27 protein-coding genes are annotated in these 26,213 nt (G+C 73.5%); 19 read left to right on the top strand and 8 right to left on the bottom strand.

Annotation, left to right across the window (positions count from 1 at the left end; genetic code table 11):
* The first annotated feature begins 30 nt into the window (after positions 1-30).
* Positions 31-837, top strand: a complete 807-nt coding sequence (locus ABT015_RS20950; RefSeq protein ID WP_350881142.1) for a S16 family serine protease — start codon at positions 31-33, stop codon at positions 835-837.
* 33 nt (positions 838-870) lie between these two features.
* Here ABT015_RS20950 and ABT015_RS20955 read toward each other — a convergent pair whose 3' ends face one another.
* Positions 871-1,431 carry an Lrp/AsnC family transcriptional regulator gene (locus ABT015_RS20955; protein WP_350881144.1) on the bottom strand — a complete coding sequence of 187 codons (561 nt, stop codon included), beginning with the start codon at positions 1,429-1,431 and terminating at the stop codon, positions 871-873.
* 203 nt (positions 1,432-1,634) lie between these two features.
* On the opposite strand from ABT015_RS20955, the gene ABT015_RS20960 reads away from it, so the two are divergent.
* On the top strand, positions 1,635-2,165 hold the full coding sequence (locus ABT015_RS20960; protein ID WP_350881146.1) for a VOC family protein: 531 nt from the start codon (positions 1,635-1,637) through the stop codon (positions 2,163-2,165).
* Between the two features lie 7 nt (positions 2,166-2,172).
* Here the strand turns inward: ABT015_RS20960 and ABT015_RS20965 are convergent, their stop codons facing one another.
* A complete protein-coding gene (locus ABT015_RS20965) occupies positions 2,173-2,730 on the bottom strand; it encodes a hypothetical protein (protein WP_350881147.1) in 558 nt (185 codons plus the stop codon).
* A 144-nt stretch (positions 2,731-2,874) separates the two neighbouring features.
* On the opposite strand from ABT015_RS20965, the gene ABT015_RS20970 reads away from it, so the two are divergent.
* From ABT015_RS20970 to ABT015_RS20985, 4 genes are all read left to right on the top strand, one after another.
* Positions 2,875-3,579: a response regulator transcription factor gene (locus tag ABT015_RS20970; RefSeq protein WP_350881149.1), complete on the top strand. Its 705-nt coding sequence runs from the start codon at positions 2,875-2,877 to the stop codon at positions 3,577-3,579.
* Between the two features lie 17 nt (positions 3,580-3,596).
* The gene (locus ABT015_RS20975) at positions 3,597-5,012 is read left to right on the top strand and encodes a sensor histidine kinase (RefSeq protein ID WP_350881265.1); all 1,416 of its coding nucleotides are present in this window, start codon (positions 3,597-3,599) and stop codon (positions 5,010-5,012) included.
* 348 nt (positions 5,013-5,360) lie between these two features.
* On the top strand, positions 5,361-6,995 hold the full coding sequence (locus ABT015_RS20980) for a cellulose binding domain-containing protein (RefSeq protein WP_350881151.1): 1,635 nt from the start codon (positions 5,361-5,363) through the stop codon (positions 6,993-6,995).
* Positions 6,996-7,194: 199 nt separating this feature from the next.
* Positions 7,195-8,595 carry a glycosyltransferase 87 family protein gene (locus tag ABT015_RS20985; protein ID WP_350881153.1) on the top strand — a complete coding sequence of 467 codons (1,401 nt, stop codon included), beginning with the start codon at positions 7,195-7,197 and terminating at the stop codon, positions 8,593-8,595.
* 140 nt (positions 8,596-8,735) lie between these two features.
* Here ABT015_RS20985 and ABT015_RS20990 read toward each other — a convergent pair whose 3' ends face one another.
* Positions 8,736-9,152 (bottom strand): SsgA family sporulation/cell division regulator, encoded by a 417-nt coding sequence (locus ABT015_RS20990; protein WP_063349195.1) that lies wholly within the window; start codon positions 9,150-9,152, stop codon positions 8,736-8,738.
* A gap of 433 nt (positions 9,153-9,585) precedes the next feature.
* On the opposite strand from ABT015_RS20990, the gene ABT015_RS20995 reads away from it, so the two are divergent.
* Both ABT015_RS20995 and ABT015_RS21000 read left to right on the top strand, forming a co-directional pair.
* Positions 9,586-11,190, top strand: a complete 1,605-nt coding sequence (locus ABT015_RS20995) for an RDD family protein (RefSeq protein ID WP_350881156.1) — start codon at positions 9,586-9,588, stop codon at positions 11,188-11,190.
* Between the two features lie 128 nt (positions 11,191-11,318).
* Positions 11,319-12,092 carry an RDD family protein gene (locus tag ABT015_RS21000; RefSeq protein WP_350881158.1) on the top strand — a complete coding sequence of 258 codons (774 nt, stop codon included), beginning with the start codon at positions 11,319-11,321 and terminating at the stop codon, positions 12,090-12,092.
* 42 nt (positions 12,093-12,134) lie between these two features.
* Here ABT015_RS21000 and ABT015_RS21005 read toward each other — a convergent pair whose 3' ends face one another.
* Positions 12,135-12,377 carry a hypothetical protein gene (locus ABT015_RS21005; RefSeq protein WP_350881160.1) on the bottom strand — a complete coding sequence of 81 codons (243 nt, stop codon included), beginning with the start codon at positions 12,375-12,377 and terminating at the stop codon, positions 12,135-12,137.
* Positions 12,378-12,579: 202 nt separating this feature from the next.
* Here ABT015_RS21005 and ABT015_RS21010 point away from each other — a divergent pair, with 202 nt between their 5' ends.
* The 5 genes from ABT015_RS21010 (at position 12,580) to ABT015_RS21030 (ending at position 17,270) form a co-directional block, all read left to right on the top strand.
* Complete coding sequence (locus ABT015_RS21010; RefSeq protein WP_350881162.1) at positions 12,580-13,344, top strand: endonuclease V; 765 nt, start codon at positions 12,580-12,582, stop codon at positions 13,342-13,344.
* 97 nt (positions 13,345-13,441) lie between these two features.
* A complete protein-coding gene (locus ABT015_RS21015; RefSeq protein WP_350881164.1) occupies positions 13,442-13,867 on the top strand; it encodes a DUF2563 family protein in 426 nt (141 codons plus the stop codon).
* A gap of 44 nt (positions 13,868-13,911) precedes the next feature.
* Positions 13,912-15,309 carry a WXG100 family type VII secretion target gene (locus ABT015_RS21020; protein WP_350881166.1) on the top strand — a complete coding sequence of 466 codons (1,398 nt, stop codon included), beginning with the start codon at positions 13,912-13,914 and terminating at the stop codon, positions 15,307-15,309.
* Positions 15,310-15,395: 86 nt separating this feature from the next.
* Positions 15,396-16,616: a S8 family serine peptidase gene (locus ABT015_RS21025; RefSeq protein ID WP_350881168.1), complete on the top strand. Its 1,221-nt coding sequence runs from the start codon at positions 15,396-15,398 to the stop codon at positions 16,614-16,616.
* Between the two features lie 123 nt (positions 16,617-16,739).
* The gene (locus tag ABT015_RS21030; protein WP_350881170.1) at positions 16,740-17,270 is read left to right on the top strand and encodes a DinB family protein; all 531 of its coding nucleotides are present in this window, start codon (positions 16,740-16,742) and stop codon (positions 17,268-17,270) included.
* A gap of 6 nt (positions 17,271-17,276) precedes the next feature.
* On the opposite strand, the gene ABT015_RS21035 is transcribed toward ABT015_RS21030, so the two are convergent.
* A complete protein-coding gene (locus tag ABT015_RS21035; protein WP_350881172.1) occupies positions 17,277-17,717 on the bottom strand; it encodes an RNA polymerase sigma factor in 441 nt (146 codons plus the stop codon).
* A 676-nt stretch (positions 17,718-18,393) separates the two neighbouring features.
* Positions 18,394-18,990 carry a hypothetical protein gene (locus tag ABT015_RS21040; protein WP_350881174.1) on the bottom strand — a complete coding sequence of 199 codons (597 nt, stop codon included), beginning with the start codon at positions 18,988-18,990 and terminating at the stop codon, positions 18,394-18,396.
* Between the two features lie 256 nt (positions 18,991-19,246).
* On the opposite strand from ABT015_RS21040, the gene ABT015_RS21045 reads away from it, so the two are divergent.
* Complete coding sequence (locus tag ABT015_RS21045; protein ID WP_350881176.1) at positions 19,247-20,254, top strand: hypothetical protein; 1,008 nt, start codon at positions 19,247-19,249, stop codon at positions 20,252-20,254.
* A gap of 122 nt (positions 20,255-20,376) precedes the next feature.
* Here ABT015_RS21045 and ABT015_RS21050 read toward each other — a convergent pair whose 3' ends face one another.
* Together ABT015_RS21050 and ABT015_RS21055 are read right to left on the bottom strand one after the other, a co-directional pair.
* The gene (locus tag ABT015_RS21050) at positions 20,377-20,967 is read right to left on the bottom strand and encodes an isochorismatase family protein (RefSeq protein WP_350881178.1); all 591 of its coding nucleotides are present in this window, start codon (positions 20,965-20,967) and stop codon (positions 20,377-20,379) included.
* 305 nt (positions 20,968-21,272) lie between these two features.
* Positions 21,273-22,589, bottom strand: a complete 1,317-nt coding sequence (locus ABT015_RS21055) for a nicotinate phosphoribosyltransferase (protein WP_350881180.1) — start codon at positions 22,587-22,589, stop codon at positions 21,273-21,275.
* A 141-nt stretch (positions 22,590-22,730) separates the two neighbouring features.
* Between ABT015_RS21055 and clpS the strand changes: the two genes are divergently transcribed.
* The 5 genes from clpS to ABT015_RS21080 all read left to right on the top strand — a co-directional run bounded on the left by clpS (position 22,731) and on the right by ABT015_RS21080 (position 26,148).
* Positions 22,731-23,024 carry an ATP-dependent Clp protease adapter ClpS gene (gene clpS / locus ABT015_RS21060; RefSeq protein WP_063351371.1) on the top strand — a complete coding sequence of 98 codons (294 nt, stop codon included), beginning with the start codon at positions 22,731-22,733 and terminating at the stop codon, positions 23,022-23,024.
* A 130-nt stretch (positions 23,025-23,154) separates the two neighbouring features.
* On the top strand, positions 23,155-23,727 hold the full coding sequence (locus ABT015_RS21065; RefSeq protein WP_350881183.1) for a DUF2017 domain-containing protein: 573 nt from the start codon (positions 23,155-23,157) through the stop codon (positions 23,725-23,727).
* A gap of 187 nt (positions 23,728-23,914) precedes the next feature.
* Positions 23,915-25,357 (top strand): amino acid permease, encoded by a 1,443-nt coding sequence (locus ABT015_RS21070; RefSeq protein ID WP_350881185.1) that lies wholly within the window; start codon positions 23,915-23,917, stop codon positions 25,355-25,357.
* Between the two features lie 100 nt (positions 25,358-25,457).
* Positions 25,458-25,889, top strand: a complete 432-nt coding sequence (locus ABT015_RS21075; protein ID WP_350881187.1) for a M67 family metallopeptidase — start codon at positions 25,458-25,460, stop codon at positions 25,887-25,889.
* Between the two features lie 139 nt (positions 25,890-26,028).
* A complete protein-coding gene (locus ABT015_RS21080) occupies positions 26,029-26,148 on the top strand; it encodes a putative leader peptide (protein ID WP_347878546.1) in 120 nt (39 codons plus the stop codon).
* Positions 26,149-26,213 lie beyond the last annotated feature (65 nt).

Raw genomic sequence — 26,213 nt, forward strand, 5'->3', positions numbered from 1 at the left:
TACGGGCCCCGGTGTGTTTGGATTCCCCTTGTGTCCGACACCAAGCTGCCCAAGGCCCTCACCTCCCCGCGGACCCGCGCGCTCACGCTCTGCGGGGTGCTGGTCGCCGCGCTGTTCGGCGTGGCCGCCTTCGTCCCGCTGCCGTACACGCTGACCTGGCCGGGCCTGACCGCGGACACCCTCGGCACGTACAAGGACAAGCCGGTCCTCACCGTGACCGGGGCGCCGCTGCGCACCACCGAGGGCGAGCTGCGGATGGTCACCATCTCGGCCACCAACCCGGGGGAGAAGACCACCTTCTGGCGCGCGCTCCAGGCCTGGTTCGACCAGGGCGAGGCGGTACGCCCGACCGACACGGTCTACCAGCCGGGCAACCCGGCCAAGGCCGAGGAGCAGACCGCCCAGCAGATGGCCGAGTCGCAGGACAGCGCCACCGCCGCCGCGCTCGGCTACCTCCACCTCTCGCCGGACCAGGTCAAGGTGAAGGTCGACCTGGGTGACGTCGGCGGCCCGAGCGCCGGGCAGATGCTGGCGCTGGGCATCATCGACAAGCTCGCCGGCGACGGCAAGGGCGGCGACCTCACCGGCGGGCTCACGATCGCGGGCACCGGCACCATCGACGACCACGGAGTCGTCGGCGCGGTCGGCGGCGTCCCGCTCAAGACCCAGGCGGCCGCCCGGGACGGCGCGACGGTGTTCCTGCTGCCCAAGGACGAGTGCACGGACGCCAAGGTCAACACGCCCAAGACACTGCGCCTGGTGCCGGTCGGCACGCTCGGCGAGGCGGTCTCGGCACTGGAGGCGCTGAAGAGCGGCGGCAGCGTCCCCAGCTGCTGACCGGGACGCGGCCGCTGCCGTCGGGCGTGGGCCCTACTCGGCGGCGGCCTGGTCCACCAGCGGCAGGATGCGGTACGGCACCGGGTTCTCCAGCGCGATCGCGGTGGCCGAGCGGACGATCCCGTCGAAGCCCACCACCCGGTCGATCACCCGTTGCAGATCGGCGTTGGAACGGGCCACGATCCGCACCATCATGTCCCCGGCCCCGGTGATGGTGTGCAGTTCCAGCACCTCCGGCACGTTCGCCAGGTGCGTCCGGACGTCGGCGCCCTGGCCCTGCGAGATCTCCAGAGTGGCGAAGGCCGTCACCGGGTAGCCGAGCGCCGCCGGGTCGACCTCCGGGCCGAAGCCGCCGATCACCCCCTTGGCCTGCAACCGGTCCAGCCGGGCCTGCACGGTGCCCCGGGCGACCTGGAGCCGGCGCGAGCACTCCAGCACCCCGATCCGGGGCTCCTCGGCGAGCAGCCGGATCAGCCGGCCGTCCAGCGCGTCGATCGAGTCGTTCCCGCCGCCCGTCCCGGGGGCGGCCGAAGCACCCGGCGGGGCGGGGGAGTTGGGCGAGCCGGGGGAGCTCGGGGACTGGGCGGGGGGCATCGCGGCTCCGTCCTCCGGTGGGCATTCTGTACAGCGGCGCCGCCGATTCTCCCGCCCCGGCGCGCAGCTTGACCAGGAGGAAACGGAACAGTTGCGCGCCGGTCGGCTCGGCGCCACCCTCCAGCCACAACGCCGTGCGCCGGGCCCCACCCCGGCGCACGGTCGCACCCGCCGTGGTCCGCACACCTACCGGGAGGGCCGTCATGACCGACACCGCCGCCGAACCCGTCCTGCTCACCGCAGGGCCCGGAGAGTCCGACCCCCTCCCGATGGGCCGCGCCGACGCGGTGGTCTTCGCGGTCGGCGACGCCGAGCGGGCCGCCCGCCGCTACACCGCCGCGCTCGGACTGCGCTGTACCGCGTACGCCGGGCCGGAGACCGGTGAGCCGGAGACGGTCTCGTACGTGCTGGACGCGCCCGGGACCAGGATCGTGCTCACCTCGTTGGTCCAGGTGATCGGCCCGCGCGGCCGGGAGCTGGCCGCGCACCTGGCCCGGCACGGCGACGGGGTGCTGGACCTCGCGGTGAGCGTGCCGGACGTCTTCTACGCCTACGACTACGCGGTGGACCGGGGCGCCCTGTCGCTGGCCGAGCCGTACGAGGCGCGGGACCGCTTCGGTGCGGTGGTGCTCGCGACGATCGGGGTGCCGGGCGGGACCAGGCACACCCTGGTCGACCGGTCCGGCTACGCCGGGCCGTACCTGCCGGGCTACCTGCCGTTCGAGACCTGGTGACGGGGGCTCAGCGGACGGCCGTCTCGACCACCGGCGGGTGGCCGTTCCAGTAGACGAAGACCGAGTTGGCCTGCTCGCCCTTGGTGAAGTCCACCCGCATCCACTGGTCGCCGTTCCACACCTGCATCTGCCAGCCCGGGTCGGGGGTGGCGGAGACCAGCGAGGCCTTGTCGGGGCGGATGTCCAGGGCGACCTTGCCGCCCGGCACCGGGTAGCTCTTCACGGAGGACACCGCCGTGGTGGTGGCGGGGGTGGGGCGGCGGGTGGCCGGCGGGGAGGCGGCGGCGAGGGTGGTGGCGGGGGCCGGCCCGCGCGTCGTCGTGGCGGTGGTCGGGGAGGCGGGCGGTGGGGTCGGGGCTCCGGTCGGGGTGGCCGACCGCGGCTGGTCGGGGGTGACGGTCGCGGTGTGCGGCGTGCCGTCGGCTCTCGGCGAGGGCAGCGGCAGGGCCGTGGGCTGCTCGAACGCGGCGCCGGTCAGCACCGCGTGCACGCCGAGCCAGGACAGCGCCACCGCCGCCCCGGTGGCCGCCGCCCAGGCGCCGAGCTGTACCAGTCCGTTCCGCATCGTCCGCTCATCCTGCCGTATTCCGGGCCCGCGCAGCCGGGCAGCCCCGTTATTAGTCAGGGGAGTTGCACAATGTCCGGAGGCCGCCCCGAGGCCACCCCGAGGTACAGACCACTGCCCGTCGATGCCGTACCGTGCAGGGCCATGGCAACAGTGCTCGTGGTCGAGGACGACCCTTTCGTACGCTCCGCCCTCATCCGGCACCTGACCGACACCGGTCACGCGGTCCGCAGCGTGGGCACGGCACTCGAGGCGCTGCGGGAGGTCGCCCAGGTCGGCTGTGACCTGGTGATCCTCGACCTGGGCCTGCCGGACCTGGACGGCAGCGAGGCACTCAAGATGATCCGGGGCCTGACCAATGTGCCGGTGATCATCTCGACCGCCCGCGACGACGAGGCCGAGATCGTCCGGCTGCTCAACGACGGCGCCGACGACTACCTGGTGAAACCTTTCTCCGGGGAACACCTCAGCGCCCGGATGGCCGCCGTGCTGCGCCGGCTCGGCGGCGGCGCCGCCCCCGTCGCCCAGGTACTGCGGGTCGGCGGCCTCGCCATCGACCTCCAGCGCCGCGAGGCCTCGCTGGACGGGCGGCTGCTCGACCTGACCCGCCGTGAGTTCGACCTGCTGGCCTTCCTGGCCGGGCGCCCCGGCGTGGTGGTGCCGCGCAAGGAGATCCTGGCCGAGGTCTGGCAGCAGACCTACGGCGGCGACCAGACCATCGACGTCCACCTGTCCTGGCTGCGCCGCAAGCTCGGCGAGACCGCCTCCAGCCCCCGCTACCTGCACACCGTCCGGGGAGTCGGGGTCCGGCTGGAGGCCGCCGGGGGACTGGCGGAGCACCGGACATGAGGAGGTTCGGGCGCTCGCTGCGCTGGGCCCTGATCAAGGCCGCCGTCGCCGGGACCACCATGGTCGCGCTGGCCTTCCTCATCCCGCTCGGCCTGATGGTCCAGCAGACCGCCCGGGACCACGCCTTCACCGCCGCCGAGCGGCAGGCCGCCGCGCTCGGCCCGGCCCTCGCCATCACCACCGACCAGATCGCCATCGACCGCGCCCTGGCCAGCACCGACGCCGGCGGGCAGGGCCGGATGGCGGTCCACCTGCCCGCCCCGGCCGCCCCGGACGCGCTCCCCGGCGCGGGCGGCCCCGGCGGGCCCACCATCGGCGAGGCCCGGGCCGCCGCCGGCGACGTGTCCACCGCCGGAGGCCAGGGCCGCTCCTTCACCGTCGAGGTGCCCGGCGGCTACGCGCTGCTCCAGCCGGTCGCGGTGGACACCGGGCGCACCGCCGTGGTCGAGGTGTTCGTCGCCGACGGCGACCTCACCCGCGGCGTCTCCACCGCCTGGCTGGTGCTCTCGGGCGTCGCGCTCGGCCTGGTCGCCATCTCGGTCCTGGTCGCCGACCGGATGGGCGGCCGGATCGTGGCCTCCGCCCGGCGGCTCGCCGGCGCCGCCCGCTCGCTCGGCGCCGGCAACCTCGCCGTACGGGTCCCCGTGGACGGCAAGCAGGCCGCCGGCAGCCCCGAGGAACTGCGCGAGGCCGCCCACGCGTTCAACACCATGGCCGACCGGGTGGTCCAACTCCTCGCCGCCGAACGGGAACTGGCCGCCGACCTGTCCCACCGGCTGCGCACCCCGCTGACCGTGCTGCGGCTCAACGCCGCCTCGCTCGGCGAGGGCGACGCCGCCGACGCCACCCGGCACGCGGTCTCCCAACTGGAGCGCGAGGTCGACCAGATCATCCGCTCGGCCCGCCGCGACCCCGAGGACGCGCCCGCCGTCGCGGTCGGCTGCGACGTCGCCGAGGTGATCCGCGAACGGGTCGGCTTCTGGTCCGCGCTGGCCGAGGACGAGGGGCGCCGCTGGCAACTGGCCGGCGCCGACCAGGTGACGCCCGTCCCGGTCCAACGCGCCGACCTGGCCGCCACCGTCGACGCGCTGCTCGGCAACGTCTTCCGGCACACCGCCGTCGGCACCGCCTTCTCGGTGGACGTGCTCGCCACCGAGACCTCGGTGATCGTCCTGGTCGGCGACGCCGGTCCCGGCTTCAGCGACCCGGCCGCCGCCCTCAAGCGCGGCGAGGGCCACGGCGGCGAGGGTTCCACCGGCCTCGGCCTCGACATCGTCCGCAAACTCGCCGAATCCACCGGCGGCGACCTGGCGCTCGGCCGCTCCGCCGTGCTCGGCGGCGCCGAGATCCGGCTGCGGCTGCGGACCCGCCCGGACGGCACCCCCGCGCGGGCGGGGCGGCGGCGCAGCCGGGGCGCGCTGTTCCAGAAGTGACCGCTTCCCCGGCTGTTTCCCCGACCGCTTCCCCCGGCTGTTTCCCCGGCTGTTCCCGCGGCCGTTCGCTCGGCCGCTCCCTTGGCTGTTCTCTCGGTCTCGGCCGAAGCCCGGGGAACCGTGGCGGCCGGTCTTCGTGCGCGCCTGACTCCCTGTCGGCTTCGGGATCTTCCTTAAGCGCGTCCTAAGGGAGTTCTTCCCCTCGCTCAGCCCCCCGGTTCGGCCCCCCGGCCGCCGCTAGCGTCGGTCGCGCCGGTCACCCGACCGAGCCGGGCCGGCCGCCCGGACGTCCGCACGCACCCGCGCCCGGACCGCGGCCGACCGACGGCACCCCGGAGGTAACGCGCCATGACCACCCAGCCCAACCGCCGCCCAGGCCGCCGCAGGCGCAGCCGCAAGGGCGCGATCGTCGGGGCCTCGGCGGTCGCCGCCGCCCTGGTCGCGGGCGGTGTCGTCGTCCTCGCCTCCTCGGCCAGCGCCGCCTCGCTCGGCGCCGTCTACAGCCGGACCAGCAGCTGGGACTCCGGCTACACCGGCCAGTACCTGGTCACCAATCCGGACAGCGGCCCGATCGAGGACTGGACGCTCAGCTTCGACCTCCCGGCCGGGGCGAAGATCGACTCGCTGTGGAACGCCACCTTCACCGCCGCCGGCCAGCACGTCACCGTCAGGCCGGAGGCGTGGAGCAAGCGGCTGGAGCCCGGCAAGAGCGTGGTGGTCGGCTTCGTCGCCCAGGGCGCCGGCGCCGCGCAGGCCGAGCCCGGCAACTGCCTGATCAACAACACCTCCTGCAAGGCCGGTGACGGCACCGCGCCCACCCCCTCGGGCCGCCCCACCACCACCGCGCCGACCAGTCCGGTACCGACCGGCCCCGTGTCGACCGGTTCGGTGCCGACCAGCTCGGTGTCGACCACTCCCCGGCCGACCGGGACCGGCACCGCGGCCCCCTCCCCCACGGGGACCGCGAGTGCCACCCCCTCGGCGAAGCCGACCACCCCGGCTCCGGCCCCCACCCCGACCGCCACCCCCACGGCGACCGGTGTGCCCGTACCCCCGGCCGGCGCCGGGGCCGGCTTCGCCCCGTATGTCGACACCTCGCTCTACCCGCCGTACGACCTGGTCGCCACCGCCAAGGCCACCGGGGTCAAGAACTACACCCTCGCCTTCGTGGTGTCCGGCGGCGGCTGCCAGCCCAAGTGGGGCGGCGTCAGCGACCTGTCCGCCGACGCGGTGGCCGCCCAGATCGGCGCCCTGCGGGCGATCGGCGGCGACGTCCGGGTCTCCTTCGGCGGCGCCAACGGCAGCGAGCTCGCCCTCGTCTGCGGCTCCACCGCCGACCTGGCCGCCGTCTACCAGAAGACCGTCGACGCCTACGGCCTGACCAGGCTCGACTTCGACGTCGAGGGCGGCGCGATCGCCAACGCCGCCGCCAACACCCGCCGCGCCCAGGCCATCGCCCAGCTGCAGAAGAACGCCGCCGCCAGGGGCAAGGCGCTCGACGTCTCCTTCACGCTGCCCGCGCTGCCCTCCGGCCTGACCCAGGAGGGCGTCGACCTGGTCGCCGACGCGAAGAAGAACGGCGTCGCGATCGGCGCGGTCAACATCATGGCCATGGACTTCGGCGACGGCGTCGCCCCGAACCCGCAGGGCCAGATGGGCAAGTACGCGATCGCCGCGGCCACCGCCACCCAGGCCCAGGTCAAGAGCGTGCTCGGACTGGACGACGCGGCCGCCTGGCGCAAGGTCGCCGTCACCCCGATGATCGGCGTCAACGATGTCGCCAGCGAGGTCTTCACCGTCGCCGACGCCAAGCAGCTCGCCGACTTCGCGGCGTCCAGGCACCTCGCCTGGCTGGCCATGTGGTCCGGCACCCGCGACAAGGCCTGCGACGGCGGGGCCAAGGCCTACGCCGATGCCAGCTGCAGCAGCATCGTCCAGCAGCCGCTGGACTTCACCCGGGCCCTCGGCGCCTACACGGGCTGAGGTGCGGGGCCGCTGAGCCCCTGGGGCTCAGGGCCTCGCAGCCCTTCCCCCGGCGGCCCCGGCCGTCCGTGCTCCGCCCGCAACGGAGTACGGCCGGCCGGGGCCCGCTCGTCACGCTGTGTGACTGGTCGTGCCCAGGCCCGGTCGGTCCGCATCCGGTATCGTCGGCGATTGGTCGAGTGGTGGACGGAGTGGACTGGTGACAGCGGTGCAAGACGAGCGCAGCCCGGTGCGGACCGCACCCGACCCCGCGCCCGCCCCCCTGTCGGACCGGCTTCGGACCGCGCTCGGCGCCCCCGTCCGCGCGTTGCGCGAGGCCCCCCGCCGACCGCTGCTGGCCGCCTCGGCCGTGGCGCTCCTGTCCCTGGTCGTGTACGCGGTGGTCCGCCACTTCGTGAACACCTCGATGGTCGACATGATCGTCTACCGGGCCGAGGGCGCCGCCGTGGCCAACGGCACCGACCTGTACGCACTGCGCGTCACCGAGTGGAACCTGCCCGCGACCTACCCCCCGTTCGCGGCCATGCTGTTCGTGCCCACCACCTGGTTCCCGATCCCGTTCCTCCGGGTGGCGATCACTCTCGGCAACCTCGGGCTGCTCGCCCTGCTGACCCACCTGTCCTTCAAGCTGGTCGGCTGGCCGCGCCGTGAACTGCGGCCGATCGGCGTCATCCTGGTCACCGGCCTCGGCGTCTGGCTCGAACCCGTCTTCACCACGCTCCGGTACGGCCAGATCAACCTCGCGCTCGCCTGCCTGATCCTCTGGGACCTCACCCGTTCGGACGCCCGCCGCAGCAAGGGCATGGCGATCGGCATCGCCGCCGGCCTCAAGCTCACCCCCGGCCTGTTCGCCGTCTACCTGCTGATCACCGGCCGGGTCCGGGCCGCCTTCGTGGCCGGCCTCACCTTCCTCGCCACCTTCCTGATCGGCGCCGTCGCCCTGCCCGACGCCACCTGGGGCTTCTGGACCAAGTACCTCTACGACTCCTCCCGGGTCGGCAAGACCGAGATCGTCGACAACCAGTCGCTGCGCGGCGCCCTCGCCCGGCTGCTGCACACCGCCGACCCCGGCACCCTCGCCACCCTCGCGGCCGGCCTGGTCGCGGTGGCCGGCCTCGCCGTCGCCGCCTGGGCCCACCGCAGCGCCCGCTGGCTGCCCCGGGCCGAGGCCTGGGGCGTCTGCTGCGCGGCCGTCACCGCCGTGCTGATCTCACCGATCAGCTGGACCCACCACTGGGTCTGGTGCGTGCCGGTGCTCGTCCTGCTCGCCACCGAGGCCTCCGTCGAGCACGCCCGCCCGGTCGGCGTCCGCCGGCTGCGTTGGCGGGCCGCCTTCTGGGCGACGCTGGTCGCCTTCCTCTCCTTCGCGATGTGGGCCGCCAAGCCGCTAGGCCCGGCCGTCCTCCACATGGGGCCGCTGCGCCAGCTGCCGACCTCGGTCTATCCATGGGTCGGGCTCTGCTTCCTGCTCGCCGCCGCCATCCGGATAAGGGCCAGGCGACGCTCCGCCGGCGCACCGTTGGTCCGGCTGCCGGGACAGCGCGACGGCGGTGGCCCGGACGCCACCCGCGGCCGTCAGCAGGCCCCCGCGGCCCGCTGAGCCGGCGGGGGCGCGGCTCCCGTCGCGTCGCGCGGTCCCGGCCGGGCGGGTGGCCGAGGCCGTGTGCCCGTTCGCGGTCGTGCGCGTGCCGGTGGTCGTGTGCGCGCTGGTGGTTGGGCGCGTGCTGGTCGGGCGCGTGCTCACGCAAGCAGGTCCGCGAGCGAGCCGTCCATGTCCAGCGCGGCCATCTCGCTGCCCGGCGGGACCAGCCGGTGGGCCCGCTCCAGCCAGGCCGCGACGACCGGCAGCGGCGCCTCCAGCAGGGCGTCGCCGGCCGGGGAGCTCAGCGCCAGGCAGAGCACGCTCCGCCGGCCCGAGCGGGTCGGCCAGATCCGCACGTCGCCCTGGCCGCACGGCCGGAAGGTGCCCTCGACCAGCAGCTCGCGGGCGAACACCCAGGTCACCGGGGAGCCGGTGTCCAGGTGGAAGGTGATGTGCACCGCGTACGGGTCGTGGCTGCCGTAGGACAGCCGGGCCGGGACGGGGACGCTGTGCTCGGGGGAGAGCACCAGGTTCAGCTCCAGTTCGTGCTCGACCACGCTGGTGGGGCGCTCCATGATCGTCTTCCTCTCTGCCTCGGGTTCCTGCCCGGTTCCGGGCCCGGTGACCTTTGAGAGGGCGGTCCACACCGGCTCTTACACACGTTTCCGGGATTTCTTCGGGAAGTTCGAGGAGGGGCGGCGTGACGAGACGAGGCGGGCGGGACGAGGGGTGGCGAGACGAGGGGTGGTGACCGGTGGGGTGCGCGGCGCGCGGACGCCCGCCGCGCGCCGGGACGGATCGGCCGCCTTTACCCCGGAGGGCCCTCCGCTGTCCGGTGATTGACCAACTTTCCGTCGGCACCGCGACGAGGCACTACCCTTTGTGACTGTCCGGCGACTGTCCGCCTACCAGCGGTGCCCCCACCCACGCGCGCCGGGCGGCTCGCGGGTGCGCCGGGCGGGCGTGCCGTGTCGGCCCCGCCAGGACCCGCCAGGAGAGAAGACCCCCATGACGGACCGCCCCTTCGCCGGCGCCGGCGACTCGGCCGTCGGACCCGAGCCGGGCTACTACCCCGACCCCTCCATCCCCGGCTTCGTCCGGTACTGGGGCGGCTCGGCCTGGGTGCCGGGCACCAGCCGGCTCGCACCCGCCGAGGGCGAGGTGCTGGATCCGCCCCGGTTCGCGTCCCGGCGGCCCGCCGCCGGCGCGGCGGGGACGGCGCGGGCGGTGCCGCCACCGGCGGTGCCGGAGGCGGCCGTTCCGGAGACGGCGGTCCCGGAGGAGGCGGTCCCGGAGCCGTCCTGGGGCCGGACCGCGCGCGGCGGGGCCGGGGGCGGGGACACCGGGCCGGTGTACTTCGACCAGACCACGGGCGGGGCGAAGTTCGTCCTCGGGTCGCGGGCGGCGGAGGTGATCGGCGGGCCGGTGTTCCGGACGGTCGGGGAGCCGGAGGCGTCCGAGAACCCTGAGACGCCCGGACTGGAGATGGCAGCGGTTGAGGTGCCGGTCTTCGGTGAGGCGATCCTGGACGAAGCGGTCCTTGGCGAGCCGGTGGTCGGGGTTTCGGCGGTCGGGGTTTCGGCGGTCGGGGGTGCGGCAGGCCAGGGCGAGGCGGAGGAGCCCGGCTGGCAGGTCGTTCCGCGGGCGCAGCGGGGGCTGATGGAGGCGGGAGACGAGCCGAACCGGGTCTCCTGGGGGGTGCTTTCGGGGGCGCCCGACGGGGAAGAGGGGCGCGCGAGGGAGGTCCGCGCTTCGGTTGCTGTTCCGGTCCGGCCTTCGGTCGGGGTGGAGGTGGCCGCCGCCTCCGGAGCGCCCGCGACCGTCCCGGCGGCGGTGGCGGTGCGGGAGGCGCCGTCGTCCGTCGCGTCGTCCGTCGCGGCGTCTGTCCCGGCGGCTGTGCGCGGGGCCGGGCGCGCCGTCGAGCCCGCGTCCGAGCCCGTCGTACCGGCCCCGGCCCCGGCTCCGGTCGCCGCCGGAGTGGTTCCGGTCCGGGCCCAGGGCCGACCCCCCGCGCCTGCCGCGCCCGCCGGGTCGCTGCCGGTCGTACGCCCGGCCCGGGAGGCCGTCGCGCGGCGAGGGCACGCCCCGACGGCGCCTGCGCCCACCGTGCCCGCCTCCGCGACGCCCGCCGGACTCGGACGTCGGCTGGCCGCGCGCGCCGTGGACACCGTCGTACTCCTCGTGGTCGCCGTCGCCGCCGGAATCCCGCTCGGCCGCTCGGCGTCCGAGCATCTCCAGCAGAAGCTCGACCAGGCCCGGATGGCCAGTTCCCTCACCCGGCGCCAGGTCCAGGTCTGGCTGGTGGACGACGTGGTGCTGGGCAAGGTCGCGGTCCTGCTCGGCATCCTGCTCTTCGTCAGCCTGCTCTACGAGGTGCTGCCGACCGCCCGGACCGGCCAGACCTTCGGCAAGCGGCTGGCCCGGATCCGGGTGGCGGACGCCGCCGCCCCCGCCGCCCGGACCAGGCTGAGCCTCGGCCGCTCGCTGCTCCGATGGGCCGTGAGGCAGCTCGGCCTGCTGCTGCTCGTCGGCCTGGTCTGGCCCGTGTTCGACCGCCCGGCCCGGCGTGGCTGGCAGGACCGGGCCGCCCGCACCCGGGTGGTCCGCGGCTGAGGCCTCCCGGTGTGGCGGCCGGCGCCCGGCGCGGAGGCGTCATCCGGAGTGGAGGCGCCGTCCGGCCCTGGCTGCAAAACGGACAGAATGTCCCAAACGGCGGGAATGTGTGATGTTCTACTCGACGGATGAGCACTCACGACCCCTCAGGCTCCCAGCCGGAGGGGGGCGGTCAGCCCTCCTTCGACAAGCAGCCCCCGCAGCCGGGCGGCGGCACGCCGGAAGACCGGCCGTCGGACCCGAACCCGCCGTCGGACCCGAACCCGCCGTCCGCCCCGCCGCCCGCCGGCGGCCCGTCCGACGGCACCTCCGGCACCCCGTCCGGCGGCCCTGGCGCGTACGGCGGCACCTACGGCGGCCCGACCGGCGGTCAGAGCCCGCCCGGCGGCAGCCCCTACGGCCAGAACCCCTACGACCAGCCCCCGCCCGGCTACGGCCCCACCGGCTACGGAACCCCCGGCGCCGGGCCCGTCCCCGGCATGCCGCCGATCGGCAGCTGGCCCAGGCGCATCATCGCCCGACTGATCGACTACCTCCTCGTCCAGGCCGTCGCCGTGATCGTGGTGGCCCCCTTCGCCGACTTCAGCAACCGCTCCGGCGAGGTCGGCGCGTTCTGGCTCGGCTGCGGCATCTACCTCCTCTACGAGGGCGTGATGCTCGGCCGGGACGGCCAGACCCTCGGCAAGAAGGCGATGCACGTCCGCGTCGCCATGCTGATCGACGGCAACAAGCCCACCCAGAGCGCCGCCTGGACCCGCGCGGCCGTCTACATCCTCCCCGCCGTGATCTGCTGCGCCGCCTTCTGGTGGATCATCGACGGGATGTTCGGCGTCTTCGACAAGCCCTACCGGCAGTGCATCCACGACAAGGCCGCGAAGACCGTGGTGGTGACCACCGACTGACCGGACGAGCGGGCTGCGACGCCCGGCGGCGGACTGGCGTTGCTAGCGCTGCCGGGCGTACTCGTGTCCGGCCGGGGTCGGGGAGGCCGCTCCCGCCCTCGCCGCAGACCGGCCGGACACGGCGATCGACAACACCGTCACCACGATGCCGAGCGCCAGCGCGAACCCCTCCAGCACCGCGACCTCCAGGACGCCCGAGGCGCCCGAGACGGCCAGCAGCGCCACGGTGGCGACGACGACGGTGAACGAGCCGAGGCAGTACTGGGCAGCGGACGGACGAGGCATGGCGGGGGGTCCTTCGCACGTCGGGGGGAACGAGCGGGAATGGCGCCGGTCCCAGAAGTGCTGCCCGGCAAGGGAGTTCGGTAAGTCCAGGCTAACCCGCCGGGCCGGGAGCACGGGGGGCGCACAGGCTCACCTCGGGGTCGTCCGCCCCTCGGTACGGTGAACCCGACCGCGCCCGCCCCACCCACCCGGGGGAACACCCGTGCCCATCCCCGCCGACTGGCCCACCACCGAAGCCCAGGCACTCGCCGAACAGGAACGCCTGCGCCCCCTCGTCCAGACCCACGACACCGACGACACCGATGACCTCGACGGTTCCGGTTCCGGTTCCGGTTCCGCTTCCGCTTCCGGCGCCGGCGGCGGGGTCGGGCGGCTCATCGCCGGCGTAGACGTCGCCTACGACGACGAACACGACCTCGTCGCCGCCGCAGCCGTCCTCCTCGACCACGACACCCTCACCGTCGTCGAACAGTCCACCGCCGTCGGCCGCATCCCCTTCCCCTACACCCCTGGACTGCTCGCCTTCCGCGAACTCCCCGCCGTCCTCGACGCCCTCGCCGCCCTCACCCGCACCCCCGACACCGTCGTCTGCGACGGCTACGGCCTCGCCCACCCCCGCCGCCTCGGCCTCGCCAGCCACCTCGGCGTCCTCACCGGCCTGCGCACCCTCGGCGTCGCCAAAACCCCCTTCACCTTCCACCACCACGACCCCGACACCCCCCGCGGCTCCACCACCCCGCTCACCGACCCCGCCACCGGCGAAGAAGTCGGCCGCGCCCTCCGCACCCGGCCCGGCGTCAAACCCGTCTACGTCTCCGTCGGCCACCGCATCAGCCTCGACACCGCAGTCCGCACCACCCTCCAACTCGCCCCCCACTACCGGCTCCCCGAAACCACCCGGCGCGCCGACTCCCTCTGCCGCCGCGCCCTCGCCGACGCCCTCCACGCGGGGACGCCTGCGAACTGACCAGGTACCAGGCGGAATTCGGGCCCCGTGTGTTAGACATGAGACACCGGGGCCCAACCCCGGCAGCGACCCACGGCCGCACGGGGGAGGCGCCGAAGTGGCAACAGGAACCGGCACGACCGGAGGCGCCGGCCGGGGCTACCGCGTCGAGGTCGAACAACTCCGCGCCTTCGCCGCCCAAGTCCGGCTCCTCCTCGCCGAATTCCAGCACCACGCCGACGGCACCGGCACCCACGGGCGCAGCGGCATCGGCAAGACCGCCTTCGGCACCTTCGCCGAAGCCACCGAGATCCACAACCGCTACAACACCATGCGCGACGGCCTGCGCGACGTCCTCGACCAACTCCAACAAGCCGTCGACGAAGCCCAGAAGAACGCCGAACTCACCGCCACCACCTACGAGGAACACGACCGGCACACCGCGAAGAAACTCGAACTCGGCGACGACGGCTGGTCCGTCGCCAACCCCTCCGCCGGCGGCAAGGCCGCCTACGAGCGCACCGCCGCCCCACCCGCCCCCTGACCCCCGGCCACCACCGGCCGAGCCCGAACGGAGGCGAACCCCCCATGGCCTACACCGACTTCACCACCTACAGCCACGCCCAACTCCGCACCATGGCCCAAGCCCTCAACCCCGGCGAAGTCATGGCCGCCGGCGACCCCTGGCGCCATGCCGCCGACACCCTCAAGGCCATCCGCGCCACCCTCACCCGCGCCAGCACCGAAGCCGCCGTCACCTGGGAAGGCGCCACCAGCGACGCCTTCCACACCCGCATGCTCCACCTCGCCGACAGCATCAACAACGCCGCCTCCTACGCCAACGACGCGGCCAACACCCTCCACAACATGTCCGAGGCCATCGCCAAGGCCAAACGCGACATGCCCGAGGAACCCAGCACCTGGGAAAAGGTCAAGGACACCGTCGGCGACGGCGTCTCCTCCGTCTTCGGCGGCGACGACGAACACATCCCCGTCGCCGACCGCCGAAAAGCCGAAGCCGCCACCGTCATGCAAACCCTCGCCATGCACTACCGCATCGCCACCCCCACCCTGAAGCCGCCACCGAACCTGCCAACGCTGCAGCAGTCGGGTGAGACACGCGACGTGACACCACAGGACGATCCGGCCGGGGTGGCGGTGGTGGCGAGCGCGATGATGTCGGGAACGTCGATCGGCGTCGTGGGAACATCAGGGCGGGTGACGACCAGCCCACCACCACAGGGTCCGAATTCCTCCGGACCGGCGATGCCAGCCCGCTCCACGCCGAGGAGTGCGTCTGTTCCGACCGATTCGGGGATCAAGGGCGGCGCGGCGCAGACTCCGCCGAAGCCCCTGGGCTCGGTGACCTACGGCCCGGGTGCGGGCATCGCCGACACGCCGGCGGTCGTCCCCAACAGGACTGAGGTCACCACCGCGCTCCCGGGAACTCACGTGTCCGGGGCGGGCGTTGTACCGCTTGGTGGCGCTGCGGGCGGCCTCCCGGGAAGCAGCGGCGGGCAGGGGATCTCCAATCCCGCAGGCCCGGCGGCTGGTCTACCGGTCGGCCCCGGCATCGGCCAGGCCAAGGTCGGATTCGGCGGTCGGGAACTCCCGGGCAGTGACAATCCGGCGGGCGGCCGTGGACCGGGTGGGGGAATCGGAGGTCGAGGTGGCTCCGGTGCCCGGCCGATGGGTGGGTCTACAGGCCGACCTGGTGGGATCGTCGGTGGGACCGCAGGGCCGGTCGAGGGAATGCGCGGCAAGCAGGCGTTCACGGAAGGCGGTTCCGGCCTGGGAGTCCGGAACCGGCCCAGGGGCGAACCCGGTGCCGGCGGCTCTGGCGGTATGGCCCCTGGCCCGCCGCTCACCGGCGCGCAACGGCATGAGAAGGACCGGGAGAAGGGCCGTCGGAGGCCCGACTACCTCGTTGAGGACGAGGAGACCTGGGCGTCGGACAAGCCGGCCAATCCGAACGTGGTGGAATGAGCCCGGTCCTGAAGCGGACGGGTGATCTGATCGCGTCCCGTAGATCGGTGATCTGCGGGGCGCCTCGCTGAGTGGGGTGACCAGGCTTGACGAGCCACCGGTTGGCGCGTGGTACAGCGGTCCTTGCCGCCGGGGCATTGATCTGGAGTGTCGCGGCACCGACGGCATCGGCGGATCAGATCAGAGACAAGCAGTGGGCTCTGAAGGCCTTCGAGGCCGAGACGAAAGTCTGGACTGTCAACCAGGGCGAGGGCGTGATCGTCGGAGTGGTCGACAGTGGGGTCAACCCGGACCACCAGGACCTCACCGGACAGGTGCTTGCGGGGGGTGACTTCTCCGGTACGAACACGGACGGTCGTACCGACGGCGACGGCCATGGCACCGGGATGGCGAGCCTGATCGCAGGGCACGGGCACGGTGCACAATCGGGGGTCATGGGCCTGGCGCCGAAGGCGAAGATCCTGCCGGTGAAGGTGCGGACCGACGGCGGGAATCAGGATGTCCAGCAGAACGGCCTCGCCGAGGCGATCCGCTTTGCCGTGGACCACGGTGCGAAGGTCGTCAACATGTCGGTCGGGGGGACGTCGAGGTTCGACTCCCCGGCACGTGAAGCCGTCAACTACGCGGTCTCCAAGGACGTCGTGCTGGTCGCCGCCACCGGGAACAACGGCGACAGCCTGAGCGGTGTCCAGTACCCGGCGGCCTTTCCCGGAGTGGTGGCGGTGGCGGCTGTGGACTCCACGGGCAGAGTTTGGGACCGCTCGACGCCGGGTGCCGAGACGACACTCGCCGCGCCCGGTGTGGAGATCTACCAGGCCACGGCCAAGTCCTCGTCGAGCTACGGCGTGGGCAACGGCACCTCGGATGCCACCGCCTACGTCTCCGCCACCGCCGCGTTGATCCGGGCGAAGTATCCGGAGCTTTCGGCGGGGCAGGTGATCAATCGGATGATCAGGACTGCCACGCCGCCGCAGGACGGGTCGGCGGTGCCGGGGAGCAGGTACGGCTTCGGGGTGCTGGCGCCGGCGAAGGCGTTGGCGGCCGATCCGGTGGTGGACGGCGGGTCTCGGGAGAATCCGTTGGTGGGGCGGGCGGAGTCGCAGGGGGCTGCGGGGGACAGGGTGACGGAGTCGCCGGGTGGCGATGCCGTGGTGCCTGCGGCTGGGGCCGGTGGGGCTGGTGGGGGCGGCTGGTTCGGGGTCGGGGTTGCGGTGGGGGTGGCGTTGTGGGGGGTGCTGGTCGGCGGGGTGGTGGCGGTTGTGGTGTGGGTGGTGCGGGTGCGGCGGCGCAGGGGTGCGGGCGGCTGAGGGCTGCGGGCGGGGTGGCAGCATTTTGGCGGCGGTTGGCGTCCTTGCCGCTGGTGGGGCGGGTGGTGGGGTGGCCATGCTGGGGCCATGAGTGCTTCTGAGCGTGGCGCGGATCCGGTGGGTGTGGTCGTTCCGGACGGCAAGGACTGGACGTGGGTGTTGGAACGCCCGTGTCCGGATTGTGGGCTGGATGTTGCGGCGGTGGTGCGGGAGGACGTCGCCGGGATGGTCCGGGCCAATGCGGAGGCCTGGGTGGCGTTGTTGGCCGGGGCCGAGGAGGGTCTGCGTCGGCGGCCGCGGCCGGGGGTGTGGTCGGGGCTGGAGTACGCGTGCCATGTCCGGGACGTGTTCCGGCTGTTCCGGGTCCGGTTGGATCTGATGCTGGCCGAGGCCGACCCGCTGTTCCCGAACTGGGACCAGGACGAGACGGCGGTTGCCGAGCGGTACGGGGAGCAGGTGCCGGCGGTGGTGGCCGGGGAGCTGGCGGCGGACGCGGAGGCGCTGGCGGTGGCGTTCGGGCGGGTGGCGGGCGAGCAGTGGGGCCGGACCGGGGGGCGTAGTGACGGGGCGCGGTTCACGGTGGAGTCGTTCGCCCGTTATCTGATCCACGACCCGGTGCATCACTTGTTCGACGTGACGGGTGAGCGGGTCTGAGGGGGCTCACCAGCCGGAGGCCTCCCACAGCATGGTGCGCCGGAGCCGGCCGGCGACGCTGGCGGTGTCGGTGCCGATGACGTCGGCGATCTCGGGGGCGGCGAGGCCGACGACGTAGTGCAGGATCGCCAGGTCGTCGTCGGCGGGGTGGCGGTCCGGTGCGGCGGGCACGTGCCGGGTGTGGTCGGCGACGGTGCTGCGCAGGATCTGCCAGGCGTTCGCGGTGGGGTTGGAGCTGCCGAGCAACTCGCGCCATTGGACGGCGATTTCGGCGAACGCCTGTTGGACGGCGATGGCCGCGCTGCTGTGCTCGGTCAGCCACACCCGGGCGTAGCTGAGGTACCGGGGGCGGTGGAGTTCGCAGAAGGCGGCGAACTCCAGTGGTACGTCCTCCGGTTCACCGGGCCTCGGGGGCGGCTCGGCGGAACTCGCGTGACGATTGGTCATCTCGGCTTCTCGGAAAGGGAGATGGGTGGCTGACGGTCGATCATCTGCGCTCACTCTACGATATGCCCTCGGTGCGCTGGGTTACCAATCGGATTGAATGCCCGGAACCCGCCGCCGCTCGGCCGGTTCCGGTGTCGACCGGTGGGGCGCGGTGGTGCGGCGGTGGTGGGGCGGCCGGGCGGAGGATCGGTGGGGGAGGGTGGCGCAGTGGTGCGGGGGGTGCGGTTGCGAGCGCGTCGCGGCTGGTCAGGGGGTGCAGAAGGGCCGTGGTTGCAAGACGGTTGATGTGCCACCGTAGGGCTTATGGAGGCTGGCGTCCACGCCCACGGCGCGAAGCTGCGGCCGCACAACCATCCGCGCAACCACACCTTCGGTCGCGCCCGCACCGGCGTGGCGTGACGGGCCGAGTGGGCCTCGCCGTGCATGTCTCCACCGGGGGGCGCGCAGCCCGGGTGCGGGCGGTGGGTGCGAGGCGGGCGTGGTGGCGTGGCGGCAGGGGTGGCGGGTGGGCGGTGCGCTCGCCGTGGCGGCGGCGCACCGGGCGGCCGAGGGGGCGGAGCAGGCGCTGATCCGGGCTGTCCCGCGCCTGCTGGCCGCCACCGTTAACGTCGCCCACGCCTCGGCGGCCTGGGGCCGTCCGGCCCGGGGGCCGAGGCGCGGGTGGGGTGGTCTGCCGTCAGGACTGCGGTCGGGCCTCCGTCGGGGAGAGGCGGTCGTCGACGGCGCTGCTCCGTTCGACCTGGGCGGGGAAGGACTCGATGGCCCGCCGCCGGGCGAGTTGGGCGGCGCCGGCGGCTGCGGCTGCGGCCGCAGCGGCGGCCCCGGTGGCGGCTTCCTCGCGTTCGCACCGGTGTGCGGCGCCGGTGGTGTGCCCGGCGGTGGCGGGGTGCGCGGCGCCGGTGGGGTGTCCGGTGGCGGGGTGTCCGCCGGCGGTTCGTCGGCGGCGGCCGAGCGCGGTGCGGGCGGCGTGTTCCTCGGCCGCCTGTCTCGCGGCCAGGTAGGCCTGGACGGCGGCCATGCCGTAGACCGGCTGGATGAGCTGGTGGCCTTTGAAGAAGGGTCTGGCCGGGGCGAACCCGGCGGCGACCACGAGGTCGCGGATCTCGGCTATCTCGGCCTCGCTGCGGGCGGTGAAGCGGACCTCCCAGCCCTTCTTGTACGTATGGCCCTGTTCGCCGCTGCGGCGGGCCGGGTCCGGGCGGCGGACGTATCCGGGCAGACGGCCAAGGCGGAGCTGGGCCGCGCGGAGGCCGGCGGTCTCGTCACGTGACATGACGCAAGCCTAGGCAATTCCCGGGGCGGGTTTGACGCCTGATGGGTCTCCCGGCGTATGCCTTTGGTCACTCTGGGTCAGGCGGCCTGGTGGGCGATCGATTTCGATCAGATATGACAACCTGACGACCGTCAATTACTCCGATTGAGTGAGGGTATGGGGACTTTAGTGCGAGCTGATCCCGGTTTCGCGACGGTTGGGTAACAGTGCGTCAGGTGGCCGGTGGCGGGTCGGAGCGGTTGGGGATGGTGTCCGCATGAGCTACCGGATTCCCACGCCGCCGCCGTCCCTGGAGGAGCTGGCGAAGCGTCAACAGAACGTCGTCACCGCGAGCCAGTTGCGCGCCCGGGGCGTGCCGGCCCGGGTCATCACCGAGCACTGCCGTCGCGGCGGGCCCTGGCGGCGGCTGCTGCCCCGGGTGTACCTGCTGCAGTCCGACGGGCCGACCCCGGAGCAGCGGATGTGGGCCGCGCTGCTGTACGCGGCGCAGAACGGTCGCGAGGAGGGCCGCCGCGAGGGTGCGGTGATCACCGGTGCGGCCGCGCTCGCGCTGTACGGCTTCGCCGCCGTGCCCCGGCTGCCGGCGGTGACCGGGGTGGACGTCCTGGTGCCCCGCCAGCGCCGGTTGAAGGACGCCGGGGAGGTGCGGATCCGGCGCACCGAACGGGAGTTGGTGGCACGCTCGGTGCACGGCCTGGCCTGCGCGCCGGTCGCCCGGGCGGTCGCGGACGCGCTGTGCGAGTGGACCGCGGAGGAGGGTGGCACCCCGGTGCCGGTCCGGGAGGTGCTGCGCGAGGCCGTCTCGCGGCCCGACGGCCCGTGCACCGTGCGGGAGTTGGCGACCGAGCTGACCGATTCCGGGCTGACCGGCGAGCCCCGGGTGCGCGCCGCCCTGGACGAACTGCTGGCCGGTGAGCGGGACTTCGTCCTGGAGCGGGTCGGCGAACTGGTGGACGAGTGTCTGCTGCCCGTCCCGCTGGTCGGCCCCGAGCTGCGGATGCGCGGCGGCACGTACATCGCCGTCCCGGACCTCTACTGGCCGGAGCAGGGCGTCGCCGTGGAGGTGGACTCGGACCTGCGCTGCGTCAGCGAGGGCGAGGCCGCCTGGGTGCGCGGCGGCCAGCACCGGATGGAGTACCTGGGGATCCGGGTGGTGTACGTCTCCGGCGCCCGGCTCGCGGCCGACCGGGACGCGGTCGGCGCCGAACTGCGCGAGGCCCACCGGGTGGGCGGTTCGGACGTGGTGGAGTTGATGGTCGGTTAGCTCCGGGCCGGATCCGCCCGCACCCGGAGCCGGGACTGCACCCGAGCCGCACCCGGAGCCGGGGCCGCTCCCGAACCGGAGCCGGAGCCGGAGCCGGGACTGTACCCGAGCCGGAGCCGGGGCTACGCCCGAACCATCGGGGATCCCACCAACTCGACCCCGGCGGCCCGCAGTTCGGCGAGCGCGGCGGTGGTGGTCGCCGGCGCGACCCCGGCGGTGAGGTCGAGCAGGACGCGGGTGGTGAAGCCGGCCCGGGCGGCGTCCAGGGCGGTGGCCCGGACGCAGTGGTCGGTGGCGATGCCGACCACGTCGATCTCGTCGACCTGCCGTTCGCGCAGCCACTCCACCAGGCCGCGGTTGTTCTCGTCCAGCCCCTCGAAACCGCTGTACGCCGCCGAGTAGGCGCCCTTGTCGAAGACCGCCTCGACCGCGCCGGAGATGACGGACGGGGCGAAGTTGGGGTGGAAACCCACGCCCTCGGTGCCGGCCACGCAGTGCACCGGCCAGCTGGTGACGTAGTCGGGCTCGGTGGAGAAGTGGTCGCCCGGGTCGATGTGGTGGTCGCGGGTGGCGAGGATGTGCTGGTAGCCGGGGGAGGACTCGGCGATCAGGTCGGTGATGGCGGCGGCCACCTCGGCGCCGCCGGCGACGGCCAGACTGCCGCCCTCGCAGAAGTCGTTCTGCACGTCGACGACGATCAGTGCCCGGTGCATGGCTCGCATCCTCGGATGTGGGGGGCGGCCGTGGCGGCGCCCTGGTGGGGGGAGCCCTCGGGAGTACTCGGCCCGCGGCGGGGCTCGGGGGTTCTCGGGAAGCTCCGGGGGAACTCTACGGCTGACTCTAGGGAGTGGCGTGCGGGGGCGGAAGGCCTGGGGCGGACCCCGGACCGGCGCCCGGCGCGAACCGGCGAACCGCGGCGGCCCCGCGAACCGGCGGACCGGTGAACCGCGGCGAACCGGCGGACCGGCGGACGGCCCCGGGGCCGGCTCCCGGTCCGCGCCGGTCGGCCGGGGCGGGGTCAGAGCACGAGCTCGGTCGGCAGCACCGGGTCGCCCTTGGAGAGCTGGGTGGCCGACAGCGGCAGTGCGGCCCGGGCCCGGATGTGCCGGTCGCGCGCGGCGGTGAGCGGTTCGCGGCCGACGGCCCGGCCGGCCCGTACCAGCGGCACCTGCATCAGGTGCGGCTCCAGGTCGGCGGGGACCGCTCCGGTGCCGACCACCTCGGCTTCGGCGACGCCGTCGGCGTCGGGTCGGCGGGCGGCCCACTTGCGGCCGCCGATGCTGGTCTTGCCGCCGGCCGCGCGCTTGGCCACCGGCACCAGCGGCCCGTCCGTGCTCTCGGCGCGGGCGACCAGCTTGTAGACCATCGCGCAGGTCGGGTGGCCGCTGCCGGTGACCAGGCTGGTGCCGACGCCGTAGCCGTCCACCGGGGCGGCGGCGAGCGCGGCGATGGCGTACTCGTCGAGGTCGGAGGTGACGATGATCCGGGTCTTCGTGGCGCCGAGGTCGTCCAACTGGCGGCGGACCCGGTGGGCCAGCAGGGTGAGGTCGCCGGAGTCGATCCGGACGGCGCCCAGTTCGGGGCCGGCCACCTCGACGGCGGTGCGGACGGCCTCGCGCAGGTCGAAGGTGTCGACCAGCAGTGTGGTGCCCTTGCCCATGGAGGCGATCTGCGCGCGGAAGGCGTCCCGCTCGCTGTCGTGGACGAGGGTGAAGGCGTGGGCGGCGGTGCCGGTGGTCGGGATGCCGTGGGTGAAGCCGGCCTCCAGGTCGGAGGTGGCGGCGAAGCCGGCCACGTACGCGGCCCGGGCGGCGGCGACGGCGGCCTGCTCGTGGGCGCGCCGGGCGCCCATCTCGATCACCGGGCGGCCGCCGGCGGAGGCGGTCATCCGGGAGGCGGCGGCCGCGATCGCGGAGTCGTGGTTGAGGATCGAGAGGATCACCGTCTCCAGGATCACCGCCTCGGCGAAGCTGCCCTCGACGGTGAGCAGCGGCGAGCCGGGGAAGTAGACCTCGCCCTCGGGGTAGCCGTGGATGTCGCCGGCGAAGCGGTAGTCGGCGAGGTAGCGCAGGGTTTCGTCGTCGACCACGTCCTGGCCGGCCAGCCAGTCGAGCTGCGGGGTGGTGAAGCGGAAGTCCTCGATGGCGTCGAGCACCCGGCCGGTGCCGGCCATGACGCCGTAGCGGCGGCCGCTGGGCAGGCGACGGGTGAACACCTCGAACACGGAGCGGCGGTGCGCGGCCCCGCTGCGCAGGGCGGCCTGCAGCATGGTGAGCTCGTAGCGGTCGGTGAGGAGCGCGGTCGAACCGGCCGCGCGCACTGAAGTGGCGTCCATGCGGATGATGCTACTACCACTTAGCGTCAGAGTGACGATTTCTCGTGCTGCGAGCCGGGCCGGAATCGCCCGGGGGTCCCCCGGATGGCAGCATGGGGCTGAAGAGGCGTGGACGGACTGCGCAGCGAGGAGGACCCGGCGGTGAGTGTCGCGCCCGTGGAGATCGAGCGCCCGGAGGTCGAAGGACTACCGGTGGTGGAGCCGGACACGCCCTGGGTGACCATCGTGCACAACGACCCGGTGAACCTGATGAGCTACGTCCAGTACGTCTTCCAGGCCTACTTCGGCTACCCGAAGGACAAGGCCAGGAAGCTGATGATGGAGGTGCACACCAAGGGTCGGACGGTGGTCTCCAGCGGCTCCCGCGAGGAGATGGAACGCGACGTCCAGGCGATGCACGGCTACGGCCTCTGGGCGACGCTGCAGCACGACTGACCGCGGCACGACTGACCGCTGGCCGCGGCACGACTGGCCGCAGTGCGACCGGCGCAGTGCGGACCGCGGCGCGACCGGCCGCGGAGCCGGTACCCCACCCGAGACGACGAAGACGGGCTGACCGATAGACATGGCTGGGTTGTTCGAGAGTGCCGGCGGCGGGAGTGCGGCGATCGCGCTGGACGAGGTGGAGGCCTCCATCCTGCGCTCCCTGGAGGTGGGGATCCTGCAGCTGATCGGGCCCGGCCCGGGCGGGGACGGCGGCGATCCGCTGGCCGCGCTGTTCGCCGAGGGCCCGACCGAGGCGCCGGCCAACCCGATGCTCGCCCGGCTCTTCCCGGACGCCTACGGCGACCCGGCCGGGCCGGAGGACCAGGAGAGCCGGGCCGCCTCGGGCGAGTTCCGCCGCTACACCGAGGTGGACCTGCGGACCCGCAAGCGCGAGGACGCCCTGCATGTCGTCCGGATGCTCGACCGGCTCGGCGGTGAGGGCGGGGTGGTCAAGCTGGACCCCGCCGACGGCCTGCGCTGGCTGGGCGCGCTCAACGACCTGCGGCTGACCCTGGGCGTCCAGCTGGAGGTCAGCGAGGACGACGAGGAGCTCTACGAGCTGCCGGACGAGGACGACCGCAAGCCGCTGGTGATGGCGTACGTCTGGCTGGGGGCGCTCCAGGAGACGCTCCTGGAGGCGATCGCGGACTGATCCTGCCCGCTTCCGGGCAAGCCCCGGTCGATTCGTCCAATATGTGGACGGATGGCCGGGGCATTTCTCTTCAAATCGGGCAAACCCTAGCAGGTCATGCTCAAATAACGCTCAGATGAACACCGCTATCCGAACCCTGCGTGGTACGACTTCTCCACCCCACGAGACCCACCCAGGACGGTGCACCATGGCCGAGCAGCTGTACGACGACGTGGTCGACGCGAAACCGGACGAGGAGGGTTATCACCGGGGGCTGGGAAGCCGCCAGATCCAGATGATCGCGATCGGCGGTGCCATCGGCACCGGCCTCTTCCTCGGGGCGGGCACCGCGATCTTCCGGTCCGGCCCGAGCCTGATCCTCTCCTACGCCGTCGCCGGCGTGGCGATCTTCGTGATCATGCGCGCCCTCGGCGAACTCCTCACCTACCGCCCGGTCTCCGGCAGCTTCGCCGAGTACGCACGCGAGTTCCTCGGCCCCTTCGCCGGCTACGTGACCGGCTGGACGTACTGGCTGTTCTGGGTGGTGACCGGCATGGCGGAGACCACCGCCGCCGCCGTGTACGTGAGGTTCTGGGCGCCCGACATCCCGCAGTGGGCCAGTGCGCTGACCTTCCTGGTGATCCTCTACGCGGCCAACCTGATCTCCGTGAAGCTGTTCGGCGAGATCGAGTTCTGGTTCTCGATGGTCAAGGTCACCGCCATCATCGGCATGATCCTGATCGGCATCGGGGTGCTCACCCTCGGCTTCAGCAAGGCCGGTGACACCGCGTCGATCACCCACCTGTGGCAGGACGGCGGCTTCTTCCCCAAGGGCATCGGCGCCACCGTGATGACGCTGCAGATCGTCATGTTCGCCTACCTGGGCGTCGAACTCGTCGGCGTCACCGCCGGGGAGAGCGAGAACCCCGAGAAGACCCTGCCGCGCGCCATCAACACCCTGCCCTGGCGCATCATGCTGTTCTACATCGGCGCGCTGGTGATCATCCTCTCGCTCGTGCCGTGGACCGAGTTCCAGCCCGGCGTCAGCCCGTTCGTGGCCGCCTTCGGCAAGATCGGCATCCCGGCCGCGGCCGGCATCATCAACTTCGTGGTGCTCACCGCCGCGCTCTCCTCCTGCAACTCCGGCATGTACTCCACCGGCCGGATGCTGCGCGACCTCGCCCTGCGCGGCCAGGCCCCGGGGCAGCTCACCAAGCTCAACTCCCACCGCACCCCGGCCTTCGCGATCACCCTCTCCTGCCTGCTGATGGGCGTCGGCGTGGTGCTCAACCGCCTCGTCCCGGCCAAGGCGTTCGAGTACATCACCTCCGTCGCCACCGTCTGCGGCCTGTGGACCTGGGCGATGATCCTGATCTGCCAGATCCGCTACCGCAAGGCCTGGCGGGCCGGCCACCTGCCGCCGCCCACCTTCAAGGCGCCCGGCGGTCCCTGGATCAGCTGGACCGCGCTCGCCTTCCTCGCCCTGGTCGTGGTGCTGATCGCGTTCGACCCGGTCAACCGGATCTCGCTGTACGTCTTCCCGGGCTGGGCCGTCCTGCTGGTGGTCGGCTACCAGGTGCTCAAGCGCCGCAACCCGAGGGCCGCCCACGGCGTCGCCCACGACCACCTGCACGTGCGCGACGGCGGCTGAACCGCCTGGGCCGGGCCGCCGCGCCCAGGTGGCGGACACCCGGTGACCGCGCTCCGGACGCCCCGGCGGACACCCGCCGGGGCGTGGCTATCCTGACCGCATGCTGACCATCACCCGAGAGATCCGCGACCGGATCGTGGCCCACGCCCGCGCCGACCACCCGGACGAGGCCTGCGGCGTGGTCGCCGGACCGGCCGGCAGCGGACGGCCCGAGCGGTTCATCCCGATGCTCAACGCGGCCCGCTCGCCCACCTTCTACGAGTTCGACTCGGGCGACCTGCTCAAGCTCTACCGCGAGATGGACGACCGCGACGAGGAGCCGGTGATCGTCTACCACTCGCACACCGCCACCGAGGCCTACCCCTCGCGCACCGACGTGAGCTACGCCTCCGAGCCGTTCGCCCACTACGTCCTGGTCTCCACCGCCGACGGCAACGGCGAGGACGACCCGTTCCAGTTCCGCTCGTTCCGCATCGTGGACGGCGAGATCACAGAGGAAGACGTCCAGGTCGTCGAGGCCCACCCGGCCTGACCAGCACCCACCTGGGCGCGGCCCGCCGACCGCCCGCGAGCGGTCGGCGGGCCCGTGTCGTCTCAGCCCGAGAAACAGGAACATCCGGATCCCGAGACGGGCATGGAGGAGCGGGCCGGGGAATCTATACGATGAGCCCATGCGTTCCGTCGATGTGAGCAACCAGGCCCCGGGCACCCGCCTCGTGGCGCGCCTGCACGTCGACCTGTGCCGGCTCGCCAGTGCGATCTGTCCCGGCACGCCCGCGCGCTCGCGCTGAGCCGCCCCGCCCCACCCGGGCCCACCGCCTGCCGGCGACGCCGAGCCCCGGGACCACCCTCCCCG

The organism is Kitasatospora sp. NPDC094016 (genome assembly GCF_040304045.1).
Classification (GTDB): Bacteria; Actinomycetota; Actinomycetes; order Streptomycetales; family Streptomycetaceae; genus Kitasatospora.

What these genes read in the sequence shown, in the direction of transcription:
- ABT015_RS20955 (WP_350881144.1), bottom strand. Translation starts at nt 1,431, where the DNA reads ATGCCCCCCGCCCAGTCCCCGAGCTCCCCCGGCTCGCCCAACTCCCCC.
- ABT015_RS20960 (WP_350881146.1), top strand. Translation starts at nt 1,635, where the DNA reads ATGACCGACACCGCCGCCGAACCCGTCCTGCTCACCGCAGGGCCCGGA.
- ABT015_RS20965 (WP_350881147.1), bottom strand. Translation starts at nt 2,730, where the DNA reads ATGCGGAACGGACTGGTACAGCTCGGCGCCTGGGCGGCGGCCACCGGG.
- ABT015_RS20970 (WP_350881149.1), top strand. Translation starts at nt 2,875, where the DNA reads ATGGCAACAGTGCTCGTGGTCGAGGACGACCCTTTCGTACGCTCCGCC.
- ABT015_RS20980 (WP_350881151.1), top strand. Translation starts at nt 5,361, where the DNA reads ATGACCACCCAGCCCAACCGCCGCCCAGGCCGCCGCAGGCGCAGCCGC.
- ABT015_RS20990 (WP_063349195.1), bottom strand. Translation starts at nt 9,152, where the DNA reads ATGGAGCGCCCCACCAGCGTGGTCGAGCACGAACTGGAGCTGAACCTG.
- ABT015_RS20995 (WP_350881156.1), top strand. Translation starts at nt 9,586, where the DNA reads ATGACGGACCGCCCCTTCGCCGGCGCCGGCGACTCGGCCGTCGGACCC.
- ABT015_RS21000 (WP_350881158.1), top strand. Translation starts at nt 11,319, where the DNA reads ATGAGCACTCACGACCCCTCAGGCTCCCAGCCGGAGGGGGGCGGTCAG.
- ABT015_RS21005 (WP_350881160.1), bottom strand. Translation starts at nt 12,377, where the DNA reads ATGCCTCGTCCGTCCGCTGCCCAGTACTGCCTCGGCTCGTTCACCGTC.
- ABT015_RS21020 (WP_350881166.1), top strand. Translation starts at nt 13,912, where the DNA reads ATGGCCTACACCGACTTCACCACCTACAGCCACGCCCAACTCCGCACC.
- ABT015_RS21035 (WP_350881172.1), bottom strand. Translation starts at nt 17,717, where the DNA reads ATGACCAATCGTCACGCGAGTTCCGCCGAGCCGCCCCCGAGGCCCGGT.
- ABT015_RS21040 (WP_350881174.1), bottom strand. Translation starts at nt 18,990, where the DNA reads ATGTCACGTGACGAGACCGCCGGCCTCCGCGCGGCCCAGCTCCGCCTT.
- ABT015_RS21045 (WP_350881176.1), top strand. Translation starts at nt 19,247, where the DNA reads ATGAGCTACCGGATTCCCACGCCGCCGCCGTCCCTGGAGGAGCTGGCG.
- ABT015_RS21050 (WP_350881178.1), bottom strand. Translation starts at nt 20,967, where the DNA reads ATGCACCGGGCACTGATCGTCGTCGACGTGCAGAACGACTTCTGCGAG.
- ABT015_RS21055 (WP_350881180.1), bottom strand. Translation starts at nt 22,589, where the DNA reads ATGGACGCCACTTCAGTGCGCGCGGCCGGTTCGACCGCGCTCCTCACC.
- ABT015_RS21065 (WP_350881183.1), top strand. Translation starts at nt 23,155, where the DNA reads ATGGCTGGGTTGTTCGAGAGTGCCGGCGGCGGGAGTGCGGCGATCGCG.
- ABT015_RS21070 (WP_350881185.1), top strand. Translation starts at nt 23,915, where the DNA reads ATGGCCGAGCAGCTGTACGACGACGTGGTCGACGCGAAACCGGACGAG.
- ABT015_RS21075 (WP_350881187.1), top strand. Translation starts at nt 25,458, where the DNA reads ATGCTGACCATCACCCGAGAGATCCGCGACCGGATCGTGGCCCACGCC.
- ABT015_RS21080 (WP_347878546.1), top strand. Translation starts at nt 26,029, where the DNA reads ATGCGTTCCGTCGATGTGAGCAACCAGGCCCCGGGCACCCGCCTCGTG.